This window comes from Ignavibacteriales bacterium (genome assembly GCA_015709675.1).
In the GTDB taxonomy this organism is placed as follows: domain Bacteria; phylum Bacteroidota; class Ignavibacteria; order Ignavibacteriales; family Ignavibacteriaceae; genus H2-BAC3.
In genome coordinates, this window is the sequence record CP054182.1 from 1,714,215 (window position 1) to 1,736,530 (window position 22,316).

Below are 22,316 nucleotides of genomic sequence, written 5' to 3' on the forward strand. Positions count from 1 at the left end.
CCCTTTTTTTATTCAGAATGAGCATTCAGATTTGGATATGGTGAAAGAAAGAAGAGGAAATAGATGAAAATACACACCGAGATACTTTCCGTTAAGTCAAAAGGGGAGACACAGCTGACAGATATTACATCCGGGGTACGGCAGATTTTACAGAAGTCCGGCCTGAGGGAAGGCATCATTACGGTAAGTGTGAAGGGCTCCACGGCGGGCATTACCTCCATTGAATATGAACCAGGACTGCTTAAGGATTACCCGGAATTCTGGGAAAAGATTGTACCTGAGAAAAACCGGTACCACCATGACGATACCTGGCATGACGGCAACGGACACAGTCATGTAAGGGCATCGCTTCAGGGATCATCCTTTCAGACGTCTGTGATCAATGGTGAACTCTTCACGGGAACCTGGCAGCAGATTGTTTTGGTTGACTTTGATAACCGGCCGCGGCAACGAGAAATTGCAGTGACCCTCATCGGTGAGTGATGAATAGAAGGGAAATTAACTTGAAAAAATTATCCTCTATGGGTAACTTAGAGGTCATTTTAGAAAATATGTACAATCCCCCTGAGGGTTTAATAGTAAAGGACAAACGATGAAATTTATAAGAAATATGGCAGCACTATTCCTGTTTCTGCCTTTTTTTCTTTCTGCTCAGATTACCTGGACTCCTTATTTTGCTTCCCATTCAGATTCGGTAACGGTTATTTTTGACGCCTCTCAGGGGAATGCCGGACTGCTCGGTTATACCGGAGATGTTTATGCCCATACAGGAGTTATTACCAGCGCCAGTACATCAAACTCTGACTGGAAATATGTAAAAACCAACTGGGGAGTGAATACCCCTGAAACAAAACTAACCCGCATCGGCACGGATTTATACCAGTTTAAGATTAAACCTTCCGTGCGAGCTTTTTACGGTGTGCCGGCCAATGAAGCCATTCAGAAAATCGCATTTGTTTTCAGAAGCGCGGCATCTCCATACCGCGAGGGGAAAACTGCTGAAGGGGGAGACATTTTTGTTAATCTCTCAACAGGAGGTCTGGATGTTGCAATCACGCTGCCTGAATCTGACCCGACAATACTTGCCCTGAACGGCTCTCTTCCCATTCAGGCGCTCTCGACCGGCTCAACTAATCTTGCCCTCTATATAGACGGCAATCAGGTCAGCACAACGGCATCCTTTACCATCAATTATAACTATACCGGCTCAACCGCAGGAAAGAAATGGGTAAAAGCCGTTGCCACCTCCTCAACCGGAAGCACCAAGGCAGACTCCTTATATGTCGTTGTCCGCCCTCCGGTCACCGTGCAGGCATTACCCGCAAATATGAAGGACGGTGTTAACTATACCTCGGTTACATCGGCAACACTTTCACTCTACGCTCCTCACAAAGAGTATGTATATATCATCGGCGACTTCACCAACTGGCAGGTTGATCCGAATCTCTATATGAAGAAAACCCCTGACGGCAACCGCTTCTGGGCGGAGATTCCCGGACTTTCCCCCGGTGTAGAATACGGCTTCCAGTATCTGGTTGACGGCACACTCCGTGTTACCGATCCCTATGTTGATAAAGTGCTTGACCCCTGGAATGACCGGTATATAAGCAACGCAGTCTATCCCGGTCTTAAACAATATCCGGCTGGCAAAACATCGGGTATCGTTGGAGTATTACAGACTGCACAGAGCGCGTATCAGTGGCAGAATACCAGTTTTACCCGTCCTGCTAAAACCGACCTTGTTATATACGAACTGCTTATCCGTGATTTCACCACGGCGAGAACGTACCAGTCGGTTATTGATACCCTCTCCTATCTGAAACGCCTTGGAATCAATGCAATTCAGCTTATGCCGGTGATGGAATTTGAAGGAAACGAAAGCTGGGGATATAACCCGATGTTTATGTTTGCTCCTGATAAATACTACGGCCCCAAGAATAAACTGAAAGAACTTATTGATAAAGCCCACGGCATGGGTATGGCAGTGATTCTTGATATCGTTCTTAACCATCAGTTCGGACTGTCACCGCTGGTGCGCCTCTGGTGGGATTCTGCAAATAATCAGCCCGCTGCAAACAGCCCCTATTTTAATCAGGTTGCGCGTCATCCGTTTAATGTCGGCTATGATTTTAACCATGAAAGCCAGGCAACCAAAGATTTTGTTGACCGCGTTAATACCTACTGGCTCACTGAATATAAAGTTGACGGATTCCGTTATGACCTGAGCAAAGGATTCACCCAGACCAACAGCGGAAGCAATGTTGGTCAGTGGGGGCAGTATGATCAGTCGCGCATTAATCTGCTCAAGAGAATGGCGGATGTGGTGTGGCAGACCGATCCTGGTGCGTATGTAATCCTTGAGCATTTTGCTGATAACAGCGAAGAAACCGTGCTTGCCAATTACGGAATGATGCTCTGGTCAAACCATAATCATTCCTATAACGAAGCAACCATGGGTTGGCTTGCTAATTCAGACTTCTCCTGGATTTCCTGGAAAAATAAAGGATGGCAGCAGCCCCACGGCATAGGATATATGGAAAGCCATGACGAAGAACGGCTGATGTATAAAAATCTTCAGTACGGGAATGCCTCCGGCACATATAACATAAAAAATCTTGCTGTCGCACTGAACCGTCAGAAACTTGCGGCGGCATTTTTCTTCACTGTTCCCGGTCCCAAGATGCTCTGGCAGTTTGGTGAACTGGGCTTTGATTTGTCTATCAACTATCCATGCGGAACCGATGCCTGCCGCCTGAGCAACAAACCCCCGAAGTGGGATTATCTGCAGATACCGGAGCGGGTAAAACTGAACAAGGTATATTCAGCGCTGGCGAATCTGAAGGTGAATTATCCGGCATTCAGGACAAATGATTTCACCATAGCAGGAAGCGGCGCGGTTAAAAAGATTCATCTCTATCATTCCTCAATGAATGTTGTGGTGATTGGAAACTTTGATGTGACAACACAGTCAGGAATTCCCGTATTCCCGAATGCAGGCACCTGGTATAATTATTTTGACGGCACTTCGATGAATGTGACTGACCCGAATATGTCAGTACAGCTTCAGCCGGGGGAGTTCCGTATATATACTTCTGTCCAGCTTCCTGCTCCTGAACCCGGGCTGCTTACCAGTGCGGAAGAAATTGCAGGAGAGATTCCTTCCGAGTATGGTTTATCGCAGAATTATCCGAACCCTTTTAATCCGGAAACAACCATCCGTTTCGCGGTGAAGCAGGCGGATATGGTAACCATTGATGTATATGATGTGATGGGATCAAAAGTTGCATCAGTGCTCAATGAGTATAAACCGGCCGGTACTTACGAAGTAAGTTTTGATGCATCAGCGCTCTCTTCCGGAGTTTATTTCTACCGGATGACCGCAGGAGGATACAGCGAAATGAAAAAATTAGTGGTGCTGAAATAATCCAGCATCAAAAAAAGTTTTTTTGCAGAATTCTTGCAGAGCCACGCCGCGGCGTGGCTCTTCTATTTCAGGAAACGGGGAAATTTAGAAAGTGGTGAATTTCCGTCTGGTCATGCAGCCGGCGCGGATGCCGTCTCTGAGGCAGGTTTTGTTTCTGCGGCCGGTTTGCTCTCCGGTGTGTTTCCGCCGGAAGCAGCGGGAGCTGAGTTTTTGTAATCGGTCTGGTAAAAACCCGATCCTTTAAAAATAGGTGCAATGCCTGAACCGATCTTTCTTTTTACCGGTGCGCTGCATGAGGGGCAGTTGCTCAGCGGTGCGGAGCTCATGCTCTGGAAATGTTCGAACTGGTGTCCGCAGGAACTGCAGACATAATCATATGTTGGCATAGTTTTCCTCGTATCTGTTTTTAACTGGTCGCAAAATTAATGAATATCTCAGAATTTTTCTCTATTTTACCTTTTTGATGCATAATCTTTGTTAACGATTTACCAATGAAAAAAGTTCTCGCGATTTTCTTGCTTATCCTCGGTCTTCAGGGGTGCCTGAATTACGAACAGGATATTTCCCTCAACCCGGATGGCTCAGGAACCATGATTCTGACCTACTGGATGAAAGTTTCTGACCCTCAGAATACCGTGCTACTCGATCAGACCGGTCTGTTTAATGTGGATACGATCAGGAATCAGTTCTCCACCCCCTTTACGGTTGTGAATGATATTTCCGTGGTTACTGATACCGTTGATTCAGTCTCCCGGGCAACAGTCCAGCTGGAATTCACTCATATTGACTCCCTTAACCAGACCGAAGCGTTCCGGGGCTCAAATTTCTCCCTGAAAGACGGGGCTGCCGGTCAGAAGGTGTTTTCCCAGTTTATCTCCCCCATCGTTACCGGATTCGGTTTTACCGGCGATGATTATACAGTTACCTATAAGTATAATTTTCCCGGTGAAATCATTCAGCACAACGCTACCTCACGGGAAGAAAAATATCTTATCTGGAACTACACCATGGCTGAAATTGGGAAAGGGAAAACCATTTCCGTTACCTATCGTGCCTACAAACTGAAGGAAACCCCTTACTGGATTTATGCTCTTTCAGGAGCGGTGCTGCTCATCGTTCTGGTGTTCCTTTTCCGTAAAAAACGGGGCTGAGGATTTCGTCTCCCTTCCGGATGAAAACGGGAATGTGTTTTTATTGAATACATTCCCGTTTTTGTTTTAAAGGCGGGAATATGTTTGTGTAGAGACGATGCAATCGCCGCGATAAATTTTATATATACGAATGATTCATGCGATTGCGCCGTCTCAAACCCGCTTAAAATATTCAGATTGACGTATATAAAAAGGAATCCCCATATTCTTCCCTGAGAGGCCGCAAATGCATAAGACCGCAAAAAAGTAAAGCATCCGGTCAGCATTTACGACGTCTCTACGAAAAAAATATTTTTAATTCATGCGTAGAGACGTTGCAATCGCCGCTGTGGATATATGTAAGTGGTAAATGCCGGACGGCGATTGCAGCGTCTCAAACCCGTCCATGACAATCAGGGCAATGGATCAAACCCATTCGCGACAATCAAGGCGGCGTATTCGAAAAGGATTCCCGTGTTTTTCCCTGAGACGCCGCAAATGCATCAGATCGCAAAAAGTAAGGCATCCGGTCAGCATTTGCGACGTCTCTACGAAAAAAATATTTTTAATTCATGCGTAGAGACGTTGCAATCGCTGCGACAATTTATATATATACGAAAGATTTATGCGATTGCGCCGTCTCATTGTTTGTCGGCTGTTTGTAACCTCCCAAACCCATTTACGACAATAGGGGTGGTGAAGAAACCATGATTCCCCTGTTCTTCCCTGAGACGCCGCAAATGCATCAGATCGCAAAAAGTAAGGCATCCGGTCAGCATTTGCGACGTCTCTACAAAAAATTGAACCAAACAAAAAAAAGCCCCGGACATTTCCGGGGCTTCTTAAATGGTGAATTATCATTTAAACCAATTCATACTTCATAATTCATCATTCATAATTATTTCAGATAATTACCTTTTAAACCAATTCATACTTCATTCCGTCGCAGCGGATCATTATTCATTATTTCAGCAGTGTCATCTTTCCCGATGCTGAAAATGTGCCTGCCTTCAGGCGGTAGATATATACACCTCCGGGAAAGCTGCCTGCATCAAAGCTTATCTGATGCACACCTGCCGTCATCTCTGCATTGTTAAGAAGTACTGCCACTTCCTGACCAAGGATGTTGTAGATACGCAGGTCTGCTGAAACGTTTTTGGGCAGAGAAAAACTTATTACCGTTGATGGGTTAAAGGGATTTGGATAATTTTGTTTTAACTCATAATCCTGAACAATGTTACCCGGTTCTTCAGCCGATACAGGCGGCCTGTAGCCCCGTATCTGCCCGCCGGTTCTCTGTGCATTGCCTTTGTAAGTCAGCCAGCTTTTTTCTGCGTTAAAGATACCCGGAGTATCATAACCATACACTCTCCGGTTAAGCGAGCCGGCAAAAATTTCCGTGTCTCCGTCACCGTCTATATCTGCAAGTGTTGGTGATGTTTCAAACCCGGTGACCACATGAACATTTTCTGCGATGAGTGGAAAACCGGGAACAAGCTGGGCAGAATCAGTAAAAGCATAAATGGCGCCTTTGCTGGTCGGAACAATCACATCACCTTTGCCGTCTCCGCTGACATCTCCTATCGCTACCGACCCGTCAACCCAGGTGGCGAAAATCCTTTGGGGAAAGCCGGGGAGCAGGGTGCCGTCTAATTTCCAGGCCCATGCCAGACCGCTGTCAACTGCTGTTACGGTTCCGTAAGCAAGTTCCGGTATCGAGTCTCCGGTCATATCTCCTATGGCAACGCTTGCAAAATAATGGCCTGAATAGACAGGAATGGGGAAGTTCGGGAAAATTTTTCCGGTATAGTCGAAAGCATATATACCGTTAATTCCGCCCAGGGTCATGTTCAGTTTGATAATAATTTCCAGATCGCCGTTATTGTCAAGATCATAAAGTGAGGGAGCTGCCCCCGGAGTGGAATAGGTTATTTTCATCGGCCAGCCGTCAAGAGGGCGTCCGTTTCTGTCCACCACATTGAGCGCGGCAATGGTAGAGTCCGCAATCCGTCCGCCTGATATATATACAATTTCGTTGTGGCCGTCATTATTGATATCTCCGGCAGCAGGCGCGCTGTCGCCTCCGTAGGTGATATCCAGCGGAAATCCTGATATATATTCGAACTGGGACCCGTTATAGCGGAGCACATGAAGCTTCGCCTGGTCAAAAGGGGAGTCGCGGTAGTAGGAAGTGATAACAATATCCAGTTTTCCGTCCTCATCCATATCTATCAGTGCCGGAGTTGTTGACTCATGCTGCGTTCCGAGGAAAAAGGGGGAGCCGGCAAGCTGCTGTCCGTTGGACTTATAAATAAACAGCATGCCGTTTTCATCGCCAAAGACCAGTTCCATCTTGCCGTCTCCGTCAACATCACCGGCTGCGGTAATCTCGATCGAGCCGGAATTCTGCAGCTGACCGGCGGGTACTGCCTGAGGAAAACCGATCTGGTATGCCCCGTTCGCTTTCCAGACAAAAAGTTCAGGGGTGGCAAAGCTCTTGGTAACAGAAATATTCAGAATTCCGTCGCCGTCAAAATCAGCAATCGTTGGGGAGTTTGAATAGAGTCCCCAGTCACCGCTTGCGGAACGGGGCCAGCCGTATTGATATGGAATGGTCTGAGCGGAGAGCTGCCAGATGAGGATGAATGGTAAAACTAAAGCAAACAGACGCATCGTTGCCTTTCCTGGATTATTTAACTTCTTAAATTTACAAATATTCACCTTTTTTCCTTACCCCTTTTCGGGTTATTTTTGCGCATTCAATCAGGTAATTTGCGGTTTTCAGCGCCAGTTCATGTTCAAAAAAATTCTCTTTGTCTCCGGAGGCATCATTATCTTTATTTCCGGCACATTTCTTTACGGTATCACTTCAAATTTTCGTACCGTAACCCTGCAGGATGCTCTGAGGCAGAAGGGTTTGACTGAAGTTACCAACCCGCAGATTGTGATTATCAGGAATCAGTATCTCCTCCGGCTGTATTCTGACTCTGTGCTGGTGAAGGAGTACCGTGCGGTGTTCGGGACCAACAAAGGAGTGAAACGGTTATCCGGTGACCGGGGGACCCCCGCCGGTGAGTATATTATCTGCCGGATTGATACAGTTCATCAGTATGAATCTTTTTTACAGCTTAACTACCCGAATATGGATGATATGGTTGCCGGCCTCCGGGATGGTTACTTAACCCAGGAAGAATTTAATCAGATGCGGTTCAGGTATTATTACCAGGACTGCCGCCCTGACAGCGGCAGCAGGATGACCGCCATCGGTATTCACGGCATCGGTCAGCTGAATTTTTTATTTAAGAATCTCCCATTTGTTTTTAACTGGACAAACGGCTCCGCCGCAGTCAGCAATGAAAGCATCAGGGAGCTCTTGTCTGTTGTGAAAAAAGGAACACCTGTTGTTATCAGGCCAAATTAAAATCATTGTAATTATATTTCTGCTGTTTACCGCTTTATTGCTTGTCAGCGGATGCGAATCAGAAAAACCAAAACCGGAAGACACTCTCAATGAGTATCTGAAACAGGAAGGGAATGCCCGGCTCTTTCTTGAAAAAAATCTCGGACTGGAACTCCGCTATGGATTTTATCTCCCTCTCACTGCCAATGACACGTATCGCTTCTGTTATCTTGAAGAAGAGGACAGCTTTGCTGAATGGGGCATAAGATTTGTGCTCGTGGAACTGCAGGATACACTTCCCGTTGTTGTATATACAAGTCCGGTGTTTGACGGCTCTCTTAAGGAGTCGGCGGTAAGGCCTGTCCGTCTGCCGGGTTATACTTATGATCTCATTTTCTATAATTCAGGAAGTTATTTCCTTGGTTCAGGCGGCGGTGAAGTCTATTCTTACCTGGCTGATTTTGAAGAGAAGACTTTTACCCCCTGTTTCCTTGAAGTTTCCGGAGATGGTTCCGTTGTATTATCGTTTCCCGGTGACGCGCCGGAAGAACTGAGGCAGTTTTTTATCAGGGAATTCAAAAAAGATTATCCCATGCTGATTGTTGAACCAGACGGAAACGGCAGATAAAATGCTGCGCTTTCCGGCTATGCTGCTGATGATTATCATTTCTCTCGCCGCAGTTCATGGAGTGCAGGCGCAGAACCGTATGCAGTTTGAGCTGAATTCCATCAGTTTCAGGGGTAATGCTAAGGTCAGTTCCGGCAATCTGGCGCAGGTAATATATACCGTGGAGACTCCCATGTGGCTGTGGAAATTCCTGAATACCTTCAGCGGCTTTGGCGCTCCGCCGGTCTGGTTTGACAGCACAACCATTCAGTATGATCTGAGGGCACTTTCCGATTATTATACATCAAACGGATTTTTTCAGTCGGAATTCAGTTATGAATTTATCCTTGATTCGGCTGATAAAAAAGCAGACCTGACGTATATCATTAATGAAGGGCCGCAGTCAAAGTATGGTGAAATTGAATTTTTCGGACTGCCGAAGAATGATCCGGTGCTGATTTCTGAAGCAATGAAAGGATTCAGCCCTGACTCCACGCAGTTTTTTAATCAGGCAGCAATTAAATCAGGAATAGACAATATCACCGTTTTTTTTGAAAACAGCGGTTATATGCTAGCCCGTTTTGACAGTACTATCATACTGCGCGATACGCTCACCAACCGCGCGCACCTGCAGATTTATCTTTTTCTGGGCAGCAGATATTCTATCAGCGGTGTCTCAGTTGAAAAGAAGGGGGAGGGGAGTGAGGCGGTGGAAGAAGACATGCTCATTGACCTGGTGGGCATAAAAAGCGGGGATATCTATAATCTTGAGAGAATCCGTCTCAGCCAGGTTCGTCTTTACCGGACAGGCCTTTTCTCCAGTGTGGCGCTGAATCCTCTTTTTAGTGACACGGTAAACAGTACCGTGCCTCTGATGATTTCTGGAACTATTGGTAATATACATGAGCTGTCTCCTGAAATTCTGATGAATAATCAGTCCAATACGTTTAATGTGGGCGCGGGCGGAACGTTCGTTAAAAAGAATTTTCTGGGGGATGCACGCAAACTCAGCATCTTTGGTTCAGCGGGTTATCGCGATTTCTTCCGCACAAATTTTGACCGGATGATCAAGACCTTTTCCCTGCAGGATACTACCATCAGGGGGTACGTTGAAAATACTCTCCGGATTGAACAGCCGTATATATTTAACCGCCCTATACTCGGTACGTTTGAGACCTACTTCAGAATTAACAAGGAAGACAACTCCAACAAGAGAAACTACGGAGGCAAGCTCAGCTTCGAGTTTGAACTGCCGAGATATACGTTTATTAATTTTATTACCGCGTATTATAATCTTGAAGTGGCTGACGAACTGTTCCCCTCACTCTCCGGACTGAAGCAGATTAATAAAACCCTTTCAATACTCGGCGCGGATCTCCGCTCATCGCATGTTGATAATCCTCTCTTCCCTTCAAGCGGTTATAACTTCAGCTTTCTTGTTGAAGAAGCAAACCTGCTGGATTACGGACTTACAAAACTCTTCGGCAGTGAGTATAACGGCTCTCTCTTTTACAAAACAGCCATAACCGGAGCATACTATTTTAATCTGAACTCCCGGCGCAGTTCAGTGCTTGGTGTTAAACTGAAAACAGCGCATCTGCAGGCATACCTCGGCGATGATGCCGGCATTGCAACCACCCGGAGATATACAGCAGGGGGCAGCAATTCAATTCGGGGCTGGGCAGCCCGCCAGCTTGCGCCTGCTGAAGTGATTCTGCTGGATGGTGAACAGGTCATTGTGCAGGGGGGTAATTTTATTCTTGAAGGTTCGCTGGAACTCCGCCAGAAAGTCTTCGGTGATTTTGGTGTCGCGGCATTTGCTGATTATGGCAATGTCTGGAAAAATCATACAAAGTTTAATATACCGGAAGTGGCTGTTGCCGGCGGTATCGGCTTCCGTTATTATTCCCCGTTTGCTCCCTTCCGGCTCGATTTCGGATTCAAATTGTATGACCCTTACGACAAGCGTCCTTTGGGTAAAAAGCGTTTTATCACCGATCTCATGGAATACCATTTCGGTATCGGAGAAGCATTTTAACAAGGATATCAGTATGAAAACACACATTACCAATGTCAGGGTGCGCTATGCGGATACCGATCAGATGGGTTTTGTATATAACGGAAAGTATTTTGAATATTTTGAAGTCGGAAGGACAGAACTTCTGCGCGATAACGGCTTAACCTATAAAGGCATCGAAGAAAGCGGATATATGCTGCCGGTGCTGGAAGTTGGCATCCGTTACCGCAGTCCCGCGTTTTATGATGAACTGCTCGAAATACACACTATCACCAAAGAAACCCCCTCAACCCGCATACGGCTGGAACACAAGATATATGTTCCGGAACGGCAGAAACTGATCTGTGAGGGATTTGTTGAACTGGTTTTTGTTGACGCAAAAACGCGCAGACCTATGCGCGCACCGCAGTCATTCACCGAAGCAATGAAAAAGTTTTATGAATAACGATATCTTTTATCACCCTTCCATAGATCACCTTATTACGCTCGCGATTAAGGAAGACCTTGATACCGGCGATATCACCGGCGAAGCGATTTTCAGCAATGAAGCAGCAACAGGACGCTTTGTTGTAAAGCAGGACGGTGTTGTATCCGGTCTGCCCATGATTGAAATCGTCTATAAAAAGCTGCATCTGCAGAGCAGTGTTGAATGCTTTTTTAAGGATGGTGATCATGTTAAAAAGGGGGATATTGTGGCTGAAATGCATGGCGAAGCAAAAAAACTTCTGACAGGGGAGAGAACCGTTTTGAACTTTTTGCAGAGAATGAGCGGTATTGCCACAAAAGCATCCCGCTTTATCGGGGAGATGAAAGAATATAAAACCAAACTCCTTGATACCCGTAAAACGCTCCCCGGTCACCGACTTCTTGATAAGTATGCGGTTACCTGCGGCGGCGCAAGCAATCACCGGATGGGTCTTTATGACATGTTCCTGATCAAGGATAATCATATTGCAGTTGCCGGGTCGGTTACCCGTGCAATCAATAACTGCCGTGATTATGCTGTCCGTCAGAATCTGAATGTAAAACTGGAAGTTGAAGTTGATACACTTGCCCAGTTTTCCGAAGCGCTGGCGCTGAAGCCGGATATCATCATGCTTGACAATTTTTCCCTCGAAGATATAAGCAAAGCGGTTGACATGAACAGGGGAACCTGCCTGCTTGAAGTATCAGGCGGTGTGCGGCTGGAGGATGTTCACTCCATCGCGGCGCTTGGTGTGGATTATATATCAACCGGCTCACTTACTCACTCAGTTGAGGCGCTTGATATTTCACTTGATGTTGAGCTCGGTTAACCGGAAGCGCCTGAGTAACTGATGTTTGACAAGATAAAGCAGCTTTCCAAAGAAACCGCGCTCTACGGTCTCAGTACCTTTGTGGGCCGCTTTATTAATTTCTTTCTGGTGCCGTTTTATACCAATATTTTTCCTCCGTCAGAGTATGGTATTGTCACCAATATCTATGCATATATAGCGGTCATGAATATCGTCCTGCTTTACGGCATGGATTCAGCATATCTTAAGACAGCTTCTCCTCTGGAAGGGGAAGAACGGAAAAAGGCATTCTCAACCGCCTGGCTGGGAGTGCTCATCTCCTCCTCCCTCGTTGGAGTTCTCCTAACGGTATTTTATGGATGGGGAACGGGAGTGGTGTCTCTCCCGGCGGATCAGAGCAGTATATATCTGCTTGCCGTCGGCGTGCTGGTGTTTGATAATCTGGGCGCTATTCAGTTCATTCAGCTCCGCCTGGAGCAGAAAGCGCTGCTATTCTCTTCCATCAGGATTGTGAACATCATCATTATGGTGGCCCTTAATTTTATTCTGGTGCTTGGCTATGATTACGGTGTAGAGGCAGTGTTTATCAGCAATCTGGCAGCATCATTCTTCTCCTTCTGCGTTGTATCGCTCTTTACCTTTAAGCATTTCAGCTTCAGTTTTGATATTCCGCTTTTTACAAAGATGGCAAAGTTTGCCCTGCCCTATCTGCCAGCCGGACTGGCTTCTGCCTTCCTGCAGGTAATTGACCGCCCGATTATTGAGGGGATACTCGGGCTTGAAGCGCTCGGCATATATCAGGCAAACTACCGGCTCGGCATTTTTATGATGCTCTACGGCTCAATGTTTCAGTTTGCCTGGCAGCCTTTTTTTCTGAAACACGCCAAAGGGGAGGATGCACCGGTACTCTATGGAAGAATCTTTACTCTCTTTGTCCTGATTGGTTTTGTCATTCTGCTCTTCTTTACCTTTTTTATAGAAAATCTGCTTGCCGTTTCGGTTAAAGGAGTATCACTGATCGGAAGGGAATATACCTCTGCCTCCGGTATCATTCCGGTTATTCTCGGGGCATATCTGTGCAATGCCATATATATCTTTTTTAACGTGGGTATACTTCTTCGTGAAAAAAGCACTATTGTACCCCTGTTTGTCGGTCTCGCGGCAGTGTTAAAGATCAGTCTGAATCTGCTCTTCCTTAAAAGCGGGGGGATATATCTTGCTGCATGGGCCAGTTTTGGTGCGTATGCGTTTCTTGCCCTCTCGTTTTATTTATACTCAAGAAAAACATTCCCGATTCAGTTTGAAACCAGGAAACTTCTGCTGCTAACGGTTATTTCAGCTGTGTGTATCACAGCGGCTTATCTGCTTGCAGATTATCCGGTATGGATTAAAGGAGCGGTCTTCCTTCTTTTTCCGGCTTTGCTTGCGGCAGCAGGATTCCTAAATGCATCGGAAACGGCGCGGCTTAAACAACTATTCAGGAGATAAGATGAAACAAAAAGAAATCCCCGTTTATTTTAAGAGACTCTCCCCTGAGTTTGCAGATATTCCGCTCCCCGCTTATGCTACCGAGGGGAGTGCCGGACTTGATATCCGTGCTGCAATAAATGAAACGGTTCTGCTGCAGCCTGGCGGGTTTACTAAAATTCCTACCAATCTTACTGCTGAAATTCCTGCCGGTTATGAGATTCAGGTACGCCCCCGCAGCGGTCTGGCGGCAAAACATGGTGTTACGGTATTAAACTCCCCCGGGACCATTGATTCCGACTACCGGGGAGAAATTCAGGTGATTCTTATTAATCACGGACCGGAGCCGTTTGAGATTCACAGGGGGGACCGGATAGCTCAGCTCGTTCTGGCGCAGGTCGTCCGGATGGATGTTGCGGAAACCCTGTCGGTGAGTGATACAAAACGGGGGAGCGGGGGATTTGGCTCTTCAGGCAAAAAATAATCTTTTCAATTTACAAGTAGAAAATAATTTTTGGGATGTGTAAGTTTACGGAGTAAGCTATTTCTCCTTTTTTCGTTCCCGGCGTTAACCAATTCAGAATCAGATGACAGAATTCATTCATTTACATAATCACACACATTACAGTCTCATGGATGGCGCGGCCAGCGTTAAAGCGCTGGTTATGGCTGCCAAAAAGCAGGGGATGCAGTCTGTTGCCATTACCGACCATGGCGTGATGTATGGTGTTCCTGAGTTTTACAGGAAATGTAAAGAAGAAGGCATCAAACCGATTATCGGTATGGAAGCATATATTGTGCTTGACCGCAGTAGGTCTGAGAAGACTAAGCAGGAAGAAGTAAACGGCAGGAAGAAAAAGCAGTACCAGCATCTGATTCTTCTTGCAAAGAATATGACAGGTTATAAAAACCTGATAAAGCTTTCAACCATCGGATTCCTTGAAGGATATTATTACAGGCCCCGTATTGATATGGAAGTACTGCGGCAGTATTCCGAAGGGCTAATCTGCACAAGCGCATGTCTCGGCGGAATTGTCTCCCACTTTATTGCAGAGAATGAACCGGAGAAAGCGGAGAAAATCGCACGGGATTTTAAAGAACTCTTTGGTGATGACTTTTATCTGGAATTGCAGGATCACGGCCTCGAAAAAGATAAACTGATTCTGCATGCCGTTCCACGTCTGGCAAAAAAACTTGATATACCGCTGATAGCAACCAACGACTGCCATTATATATCAAAGGATGACGCGCTTGCCCATAACGTGCTGGTGCATCTTTCTGATAAAACGGGCGAGGTGGATTTCAGAAAACTCCGTTACGGCACCGATCAGCTGTACTTTAAGAGTGCGGCCGAGATGAAAAGCCTTTTCCGTGAGTGGCCGGCATCAATTGAGAATACCCTGGCAATTGATGAAAAAATTGACCTGAATCTTGATAATAAAGAAAATCATTTCCCCGAATTTCCGATTCCGGATGACTCACCGGCCAAAGACCTTGACGGATATATGGAGTATCTTGCTCATGAAGGTCTCAAAAAGAAATTCCATGAAATAACTCCGGAGATTAAGCAGCGCTTTGACTTTGAAGTAGCCACAATCCGTGATATGGGATTTTCCGGTTACTTCCTTATAGTGCAGGATTTTATTAACGCAGCAAAAAACATGGGAATACCAGTCGGACCGGGGCGTGGAAGCGCGGCAGGAAGTCTTGTCGCCTATTCACTGGGTATTACGAATGTTGACCCGCTGAAGTATAATCTGCTGTTTGAACGGTTTCTTAATCCCGCCCGCCGCTCCATGCCTGATATAGACGTGGACTTTGCTGACGATCAGCGCGGGGATGTGATAGATTACGTAAAACGGAAATACGGGGATGAAAATGTCGCGCAGATTATTACCTTTTCCCGGCTCTCTTCAAAGCAGGCAATCCGTGATGTGGCACGTGTGCTGCGCCTGCCTCTTACCATGGTGGATAAAATCACCAAGGTAATTCCGGCAAAATTCGGTAAAGTGCTTTCCATTGATGAAGCGCTTGAACTGCCTGATCTGAAATGGATTCGCGATTCGCAGGAAGAGGATATAAAAAATCTTATCACCTTTGCCCGCAAACTGGAAAACCTTAACCGGAATCACTCCAAGCATGCGGCAGGGGTTATTATCACCTCAAAGAAAGTTAGTGATATAGTTCCGCTTTCACGGGCGGAGGGGCAGACAGAAATTGTAACTCAGTTCAATATGAAAGAACTGGAAAGCAGCGGCCTGCTCAAAATGGACTTCCTCGGCCTGCGGACTTTAACTATTATACGTGACGCAATTAAGATGGTTGAGGAAATTCACGGGGTCACGATAAATATAGACGACATTCCTGATAACGACGCAAAAACCTTTGAACTCTTTTCACGCGGTCAGACAACCGGCATCTTTCAGTTTGAATCTGCCCCGATGCGGGAGTATCTGCGTAAGCTGAGGCCGGAAAGCATCAGTGATCTTGCGGCCATGAACGCACTCTACCGCCCGGGTCCGATGGAGTTCATTGATGACTTTATTGACCGCAAGGCAGGCAGAAAAAAAATTGAATACGCGCATCCTCTGCTTGAAGGTATCCTCAAAGAAACCTATGGGATTATCGTCTATCAGGAACAGGTAATACAAATTGCAAACGTGATTGCCGGTATGTCTCTTGCTGATGCAGATCTTCTCCGCCGCGCCATGGGTAAAAAAGATCTGGAAACCATGAAAAAGCAGGAGGAGAAATTCATTAAGGGAGCGGTCGAGAATAACGTTCCTGCTCATTCCGCCCGTGAAATTTTTGCCAACATAGACAAGTTCGCAAACTATGGATTTAATAAGAGCCATGCGGTGGCTTATTCCGTTGTGGCGTATCAGACCGCGTATCTGAAAGCGAACTATACAGCGGAATTCCTGGCTTCAAACCTTTCTCACGAAATGAAGAATAAGGATAAAATAGCCATCTTCCTCGAAGAGTGCAGAAAGCTTCATATTGATGTGCTTCCTCCGGATGTAAATAATCCGTCGGTATCATTCACTCTGGAAGAGGGGAGCATCCGTTTTGGTCTTTCAGCGGTGAGAAATGTGGGGGTTAATGTGGTTGAAGAAATTATCCGCACGAGAAAAAAAATCGGAAGAAAATTCACTTCACTGTTCGACTTTACTTCCAGTGTAAATACCCGTACCGTAAATAAACGTGCTATGGAAGGGCTTGTTCTTGCCGGAGCGTTTGACAGTATCCATCCCAACCGGAAAGCGCTTTTTGAAAGTATTGAAACCGCGCTTGATTATGGCGGCAGGGCGCAGGAGTATCTGGAAAAAATCACCGACAGTCTCTTTGGTGCTTCTGAGGATATGATGCAGATCAGCGAACCTGAACTCAGATTTACCGAAGACTGGTCTGAAGCAGAACGCCTCCGTCAGGAGCGAGAAATGCTCGGCTTTTATCTGACAGGTCACCCGCTGCGCAAATATGAGCTTGAGGCAAACTCCTTCTCAACCATCCGCCTAGGTGAAGCCGGAGAAATGGCTGATGAGGATGCCGGCGGCCTTGAACGGGTGGTCGGTGTTGTAACCGAGGTAAATGTAAAACTTGATAAAAAGGGGAACAAGATGGCATTTCTGACAATAAATGACCTCACCGGGGCCTGCGAGTGCATGATGTTTTCTTCAGTATATGAAAAATGCGGTGAAATGCTTGAGCCGGAAAAAGTATTCCTGTTTCAGGGTTACACAGAAAAAGCAGGGGACAATCTGAAACTCCGGCTGGAAAACGTAATCCCGGTTGAGGCTTCCCGTGATATGCTTACGAAGTATATTGAAATAATTATTGACCGGGATAATCATACGCCGGAAATAATTTCAGAACTGGAGCCGGTGCTTAAAAAGCACAAAGGCAATCTGCCCGTGCACATCCGGCTGCTCTCCTCCGGCGAGTATGATGATCAGAAATTCAGGCTCAGGAGCATCACCGTCTCAAATAATCCGGGAACCATAGAAGAAATCACACGGCTGGTCGGTGAAAATTTTGTGAAGCTGGCGGTTTCTAAAATATAGATTCCTTTTAATTCAAATTGTAAGATTACGTACATTTTTGTATAATTTGATGTTGACCGAAAAAAAAATGGAAGGTTACTAATACTATGGCTGACACCAAAAAGTGGGCATTAGTCCTTGGTGCATCCTCTGGATTTGGCGAGGCGACCGCTATTCAGATGGCAAAAGAAGGATTTAACGTTGCCGGCGTTCATCTTGACCGGGCTGCAACAATGCCTAATGTCGAGAGGATAAAATCCGAAATTGAAAAACAGGGTGTTAAAGCTCTGTTCTTTAACGCGAATGCAGCCGATGAGGCAAAACGTAAAGAAATTCTTGACACGCTGGAAAATTTGCCCGAAGGGAAAGCAGAAGTTTTTATGCTGCTTCACTCTCTGGCATTTGGCGCGCTTAAACCATTTGTTGATTTTAACAGTGAAACACCCCTCACTAAAGCACAAATGGAAATGACGCTCGACGTGATGGCACATTCTCTGGTTTACTGGACTCAGGACCTTTTCTACCGCAAGATGCTTGCCCGCAAAGCAAGGATTTTTGCCATGACAAGTTCAGGCAGTCACATTGCTATTCCCTCCTATGGCGCCGTTTCTGCTGCAAAAGCAGCTCTCGAATCTCACTGCCGCCAGCTTGCCATGGAGCTCGGTGATCTGGAAGTTGCAGTCAGCCCCATCATGGCTGGTGTAACCGATACCCCGGCTTTGCGCAAAATTCCGGGAAATACCCCGATGATCAATGTGGCGCAGAGAAAAAATCCGCGCAACCGGCTTACCACCCCTGAGGATATCGCAAAAGTGATAGCCCTTTTATGCAAGGATGGAGGCGAATGGGTTTCCGGAGGTCTTATTCATGCAGACGGCGGCGAGGATGTGGTCAATTTTAACGGTCAGCGTGCTGACGGTTCTAATTTAATTTGATTAATATACAAAACAGGATATATAATGAAAGCTCTCGAAGCTACTGATGCTAATTTTGAAACAGAAGTTCTGAAATCCGATCTCCCCGTGCTGGTTGATTTCTGGGCTGTCTGGTGCGGACCCTGCAAGATGATTGCTCCGGTTGTGGAGGAAATTGCCGGTGAATACTCGGGCAAACTGAAAGTTGCCAAAGTTGATGTTGATGAAAACCCGATGAGCGGCCAGAAATATGGTGTCCGCAGCATTCCCACGCTTCTGCTGTTCAAACAGGGAAAAGTGGTTGAGACCATCATCGGTGCGATGCCAAAACCGAAACTGCTTGACCGCATCAAACCGCATCTGGTCTGAGCAATATATACAATAGTTAATAGAGGAAAGACGGCGCACCCCTCCCGGTGCGCCGTCATAGTTTACACAGGTAGTGAAAAATGAAAAAAATAATCATAACTGACAATGTTGATAAAAAAGCCGTAGCGCTCCTTAAGGATGCCGCCTTTGAAGTGAATTACACCCCCGGCATGAAGCCGGAGGATATATATAAAGTGATAGGGGAGTATCACGGCATGATTGTGCGCAGTGATACAAAGGTAAATGCCGAGATGATTTCACACATGCAGAGTATGGAAGTAATCGGGCGTGCCGGAACCGGCGTTGATAATATAGATTCAGCCGCGGCGACCCGCAAGGGAATCATTGTGATGAATACTCCCGGGGGCAATACCATTTCCACCGCGGAGCATGCATTTTCGATGATGATGTCCCTCTGCCGTAATATCCCGCAGGCGGATGCATCGGTAAAAAGCGGCAAATGGGACAGGAAATCCTATAAAGGCACTGAGGTGCACGGTAAAACGCTCGGTGTGGTGGGGCTTGGTAAAATCGGCCGAGAAGTTGCGCTCCGTGCGCAGGCATTCGGCATGCAGATTATCGGGTATGATCCGCTCCTCAGCAGTGATCTTGCCGTTAAAATGAACGTTGAACTGACCACGCTCGATGATATATATAAACGCTCTGACATCATTACCGTTCATGTTCCTCTTGACGCAACAACCAAAGACCTGCTCAGAAAAGAAACATTTGCAAAGTGCAAGGACGGAGTTAAAATAATCAACTGCGCCCGCGGAGGAATTGTGAATGAGGATGATCTGCTGGAGGCGCTAAATTCCGGAAAAGTATCCGGCGCTGCCATGGATGTATTCGTAAAAGAGCCGCCTGACTTCTCCCATCCGCTGCTGAAGCATCCAAAGTTTGTGAGCACGCCCCATCTCGGAGCATCCACCGATGAAGCGCAGGAAAAAGTAGCGATTCAGATAGCTGAACAAATCATAGACCTTTTCAAGAAAAAAATAGTTTACGGAGCGGTGAATGCAGCCGCGGTTGAGGCTGCCGGCAAGCCGGAGCTCGCGCCGTATATAAAACTGGCGGAAAGCATGGGGGCCCTGCAGTCCCAGCTTCTTACTTCACAGGTGAAATCACTTCGTGTGAATCTTTTTGGCGACCTGCTCAATAATTCTGTTTCCCTCATGACCGCTGCTGTGCTGAAAGGATTTTTAAAGAACAGAATTCCCGAGCCGGTTAATTATATTAACGCAGGCTATTTTGCAAAAGAAATGGGTCTGCAGATCGAGGAAGTGAAATCCTCTGAACATCCTGATTATATTAATCTGATTTCGGTAGAATGCACCACCTCACAGGACAAGAGGAAGCTCGACGGAGTGGTATTTGGCAATAACGAAATACGCATCGTCAACATAGATGAGTTTCATCTTGAGCTGAATCCGGAAGGTGATATGTTGTTTTATACCAACCTGGATAAGCCGGGAATGCTGGCAAAAGTAGGCGCAATTCTCGCTGAAAATGACATCAATATTGCCGGACTTTCACTCGGCCGGTTTGGTATCGGGAAGGAGGCACTGACCGTAATTAACCTGGATTCGGGCATGGAAAAAGTGGTTTTAGACAAAATATCTTCCATAGACGGCGTTTCTAAGGTATTTTCGGTCAAAATCTGAGATATTTGTCAAAAATTGTCTTGACAAAATGTTATTTTTTCGTTAAATCACTAAGCAATTTGTTTGAATTTCGGAAAAAATGAGAGCACGGGTTAAAATCCTGCAATTTTCAGGTAAGATTTTAACAAGTGAAAAAGTTTTTCATTTTCATCAATCAATAATCACTAATCAATAAAGGAGAGCATACATGCTTAAGAGAGCCTTTACAATATTCGCAGCAGTAGCGGTTTTCGCATCTGTCAGCTTCGCCCAGTCAGGCGCGGTTAAAGATGTTAAAAAAGTTCAGCTGCAAAACGAACATTACCAGGCACCTCAGGTTGTTACAGATAATGTACTTCCTTCAGTGTTCCCGGTAAATACACCAGCAGTTGGTGACACCATTGGTACCACTAACTATGACTATTTCACCAATAGCGTTGTTAGAAATCAGGTGTTCTTCAACCCGGCAGACGGCAAAGTTCACTTCGCAGTCATGCTGAGACAGCCAGGATCAAAGAGAGTAATTCATTACATCTATCCTGATGGCGCTGTTTATGCTAAAATGGTTCCTTTCGATTCAGTTGCTGCAGCTTCCGGCTGGCCTGATATCAGCGTTAAAAACGTTGGTTCAGATCTCGGTACAGTAGCAGTTGTAGGTCACACACCTTCAAAGCTTGGTATCTCTGACGGTGCTTCACCGTTTCTGGTAACCCAGTTCAATTCATCAACTGACCCGTCAGTTGCATGGGGCGGAGAAAACATTTTCCTCGCTGCTTCAGGCAACAGAACCCAGTTCCAGTTCTACAAGAGCGAAGACCTCGGTTCAACCTTCACCAACTGGGATTCTATCTCCAGCTACCACCCGACACCAATCTGGTGGGTTGAAAACGGCGGCGTTGAAGTTGGTATTGCTACCAGCCCTGACAACAACTACATTGCTTACTACGGTACTAATGCAGGTCAGGCAGGCGGCGGAGCTCACGTTTATAACCCGGTTTCAGCTGACTCAGCAGACAACTTCTGGGCAATTTACTCAACCAACGGCGGAACAAGCTTCACCGGTATGAGAATTGCAGCAGACGGTGTTATCGGTTTAGTAGCTAACAGACCTGGTTATGCTCCTTTATTTGAAAACTTCGGTCATGTTGATATGGCTGTTGCAAATAACGGTGTATGGCACGCAGTAGCTAACGGTTACGGTCTTACCTTTGACGGAACCGGAACTGCTACCGGCAACATGTTCCCGCTTATTTACTGGAACTCAACAACAAACGCATGGACCGCTATCTCTGATATCGCTATTGACAGCATCCAGGCAATCGGTGATCTTTATCCGACCAACTCAATCGGTCAGGCATATCCTTCAGTATCAGTTTCACCTGACGGTCAGGTTGTTTACGCAATCTGGACAGGTCCTGAATTCACCGGTGTTCCTTCAGCAGCTACTCTTGATACCGCTGAAGCAGTTTACTGGAGAGATCTCTATCATGCATTCTCAACCGACGGCGGTTCTAACTGGACCTACGGTGGTGTTCTGCAGGGTAAAAACAGCAAATCAGAAGCTTTCGGTCATGCTGCTCAGTGGCTTGAAGATGCAGGCGACAAATATGTTGCTCACATCGTTTATCTCGAAGATCAGTCACCGACTGTTTCTCTGTTCGCTGGTGTAGGCACACAGGATCCTCTCGTGTACAAGACCTTCGATCTGCCAAAACCTGTTTCAGTTGAAGACGGAACCACTCCGTTCGGATTCACCCTGAATCAGAACTATCCGAATCCGTTCAACCCTTCAACCCAGATTACATTCAACCTCGCTCAGGCAGGCAATGTATCACTGAAGGTATTTGACGTTCTCGGAAGAGAAGTAGCTACCCTCGTTAACAGCGAATTAGCTTCAGGCGCACATACAGTTACTTTTGATGCATCAGATCTCGCTTCCGGCTTATATGTTTACAGACTCGATGCTGGAAACATGACCGCCACACGCAAAATGATGCTCATGAAGTAATTTTATTCAGAGACTCTGAA

17 protein-coding genes are annotated in these 22,316 nt (G+C 46.2%); 15 read left to right on the forward strand and 2 right to left on the reverse strand.

Annotation, left to right across the window (positions count from 1 at the left end):
• Nucleotides 1-63: 63 nt before the first annotated feature.
• Nucleotides 64-483, forward strand: a complete 420-nt coding sequence (locus tag HRU80_06330) for a YjbQ family protein (GenBank protein ID QOJ28510.1) — start codon at nt 64-66, stop codon at nt 481-483.
• 109 nt (nt 484-592) lie between these two features.
• A complete protein-coding gene (locus tag HRU80_06335) occupies nt 593-3,424 on the forward strand; it encodes a T9SS type A sorting domain-containing protein (protein QOJ28511.1) in 2,832 nt (943 codons plus the stop codon).
• A gap of 110 nt (nt 3,425-3,534) precedes the next feature.
• On the opposite strand, the gene HRU80_06340 is transcribed toward HRU80_06335, so the two are convergent.
• Nucleotides 3,535-3,810, reverse strand: a complete 276-nt coding sequence (locus HRU80_06340; GenBank protein QOJ28512.1) for a zinc ribbon domain-containing protein — start codon at nt 3,808-3,810, stop codon at nt 3,535-3,537.
• Nucleotides 3,811-3,915: 105 nt separating this feature from the next.
• Between HRU80_06340 and HRU80_06345 the strand changes: the two genes are divergently transcribed.
• Nucleotides 3,916-4,575 (forward strand): hypothetical protein, encoded by a 660-nt coding sequence (locus HRU80_06345; GenBank protein QOJ28513.1) that lies wholly within the window; start codon nt 3,916-3,918, stop codon nt 4,573-4,575.
• 942 nt (nt 4,576-5,517) lie between these two features.
• Here HRU80_06345 and HRU80_06350 read toward each other — a convergent pair.
• Nucleotides 5,518-7,227, reverse strand: a complete 1,710-nt coding sequence (locus tag HRU80_06350) for a VCBS repeat-containing protein (protein ID QOJ28514.1) — start codon at nt 7,225-7,227, stop codon at nt 5,518-5,520.
• Between the two features lie 121 nt (nt 7,228-7,348).
• On the opposite strand from HRU80_06350, the gene HRU80_06355 reads away from it, so the two are divergent.
• The 12 genes from HRU80_06355 to HRU80_06410 all read left to right on the forward strand — a co-directional run bounded on the left by HRU80_06355 (nt 7,349) and on the right by HRU80_06410 (nt 22,296).
• Nucleotides 7,349-7,975: a L,D-transpeptidase gene (locus HRU80_06355; protein ID QOJ28515.1), complete on the forward strand. Its 627-nt coding sequence runs from the start codon at nt 7,349-7,351 to the stop codon at nt 7,973-7,975.
• On the forward strand, nt 7,956-8,582 hold the full coding sequence (locus tag HRU80_06360; GenBank protein QOJ28516.1) for a hypothetical protein: 627 nt from the start codon (nt 7,956-7,958) through the stop codon (nt 8,580-8,582). The genes HRU80_06355 and HRU80_06360 overlap by 20 nt, the downstream gene beginning before the upstream one ends.
• Before the next feature lies 1 nt (nt 8,583).
• Nucleotides 8,584-10,599, forward strand: coding sequence for a BamA/TamA family outer membrane protein (locus tag HRU80_06365; protein QOJ28517.1), 2,016 nt, complete (start codon nt 8,584-8,586; stop codon nt 10,597-10,599).
• A gap of 13 nt (nt 10,600-10,612) precedes the next feature.
• On the forward strand, nt 10,613-11,023 hold the full coding sequence (locus HRU80_06370; GenBank protein QOJ28518.1) for an acyl-CoA thioesterase: 411 nt from the start codon (nt 10,613-10,615) through the stop codon (nt 11,021-11,023).
• Nucleotides 11,016-11,873: a carboxylating nicotinate-nucleotide diphosphorylase gene (gene nadC / locus HRU80_06375; protein ID QOJ28519.1), complete on the forward strand. Its 858-nt coding sequence runs from the start codon at nt 11,016-11,018 to the stop codon at nt 11,871-11,873. Before HRU80_06370 ends, nadC begins: the two co-directional genes overlap by 8 nt.
• Before the next feature lie 21 nt (nt 11,874-11,894).
• Nucleotides 11,895-13,340, forward strand: a complete 1,446-nt coding sequence (locus HRU80_06380; protein QOJ28520.1) for an oligosaccharide flippase family protein — start codon at nt 11,895-11,897, stop codon at nt 13,338-13,340.
• 1 nt (nt 13,341) lies between these two features.
• Nucleotides 13,342-13,803, forward strand: a complete 462-nt coding sequence (dut, locus tag HRU80_06385; protein ID QOJ28521.1) for a dUTP diphosphatase — start codon at nt 13,342-13,344, stop codon at nt 13,801-13,803.
• A gap of 103 nt (nt 13,804-13,906) precedes the next feature.
• The gene (gene dnaE, locus HRU80_06390) at nt 13,907-17,383 is read left to right on the forward strand and encodes a DNA polymerase III subunit alpha (protein QOJ28522.1); all 3,477 of its coding nucleotides are present in this window, start codon (nt 13,907-13,909) and stop codon (nt 17,381-17,383) included.
• Nucleotides 17,384-17,469: 86 nt separating this feature from the next.
• The gene (locus tag HRU80_06395) at nt 17,470-18,297 is read left to right on the forward strand and encodes an SDR family oxidoreductase (GenBank protein ID QOJ28523.1); all 828 of its coding nucleotides are present in this window, start codon (nt 17,470-17,472) and stop codon (nt 18,295-18,297) included.
• A gap of 24 nt (nt 18,298-18,321) precedes the next feature.
• Nucleotides 18,322-18,645, forward strand: a complete 324-nt coding sequence (gene trxA, locus HRU80_06400; protein ID QOJ28524.1) for a thioredoxin — start codon at nt 18,322-18,324, stop codon at nt 18,643-18,645.
• An 80-nt stretch (nt 18,646-18,725) separates the two neighbouring features.
• On the forward strand, nt 18,726-20,309 hold the full coding sequence (locus HRU80_06405; GenBank protein ID QOJ28525.1) for a phosphoglycerate dehydrogenase: 1,584 nt from the start codon (nt 18,726-18,728) through the stop codon (nt 20,307-20,309).
• A 187-nt stretch (nt 20,310-20,496) separates the two neighbouring features.
• The gene (locus HRU80_06410; GenBank protein ID QOJ28526.1) at nt 20,497-22,296 is read left to right on the forward strand and encodes a T9SS type A sorting domain-containing protein; all 1,800 of its coding nucleotides are present in this window, start codon (nt 20,497-20,499) and stop codon (nt 22,294-22,296) included.
• Nucleotides 22,297-22,316: the final 20 nt, after the last annotated feature.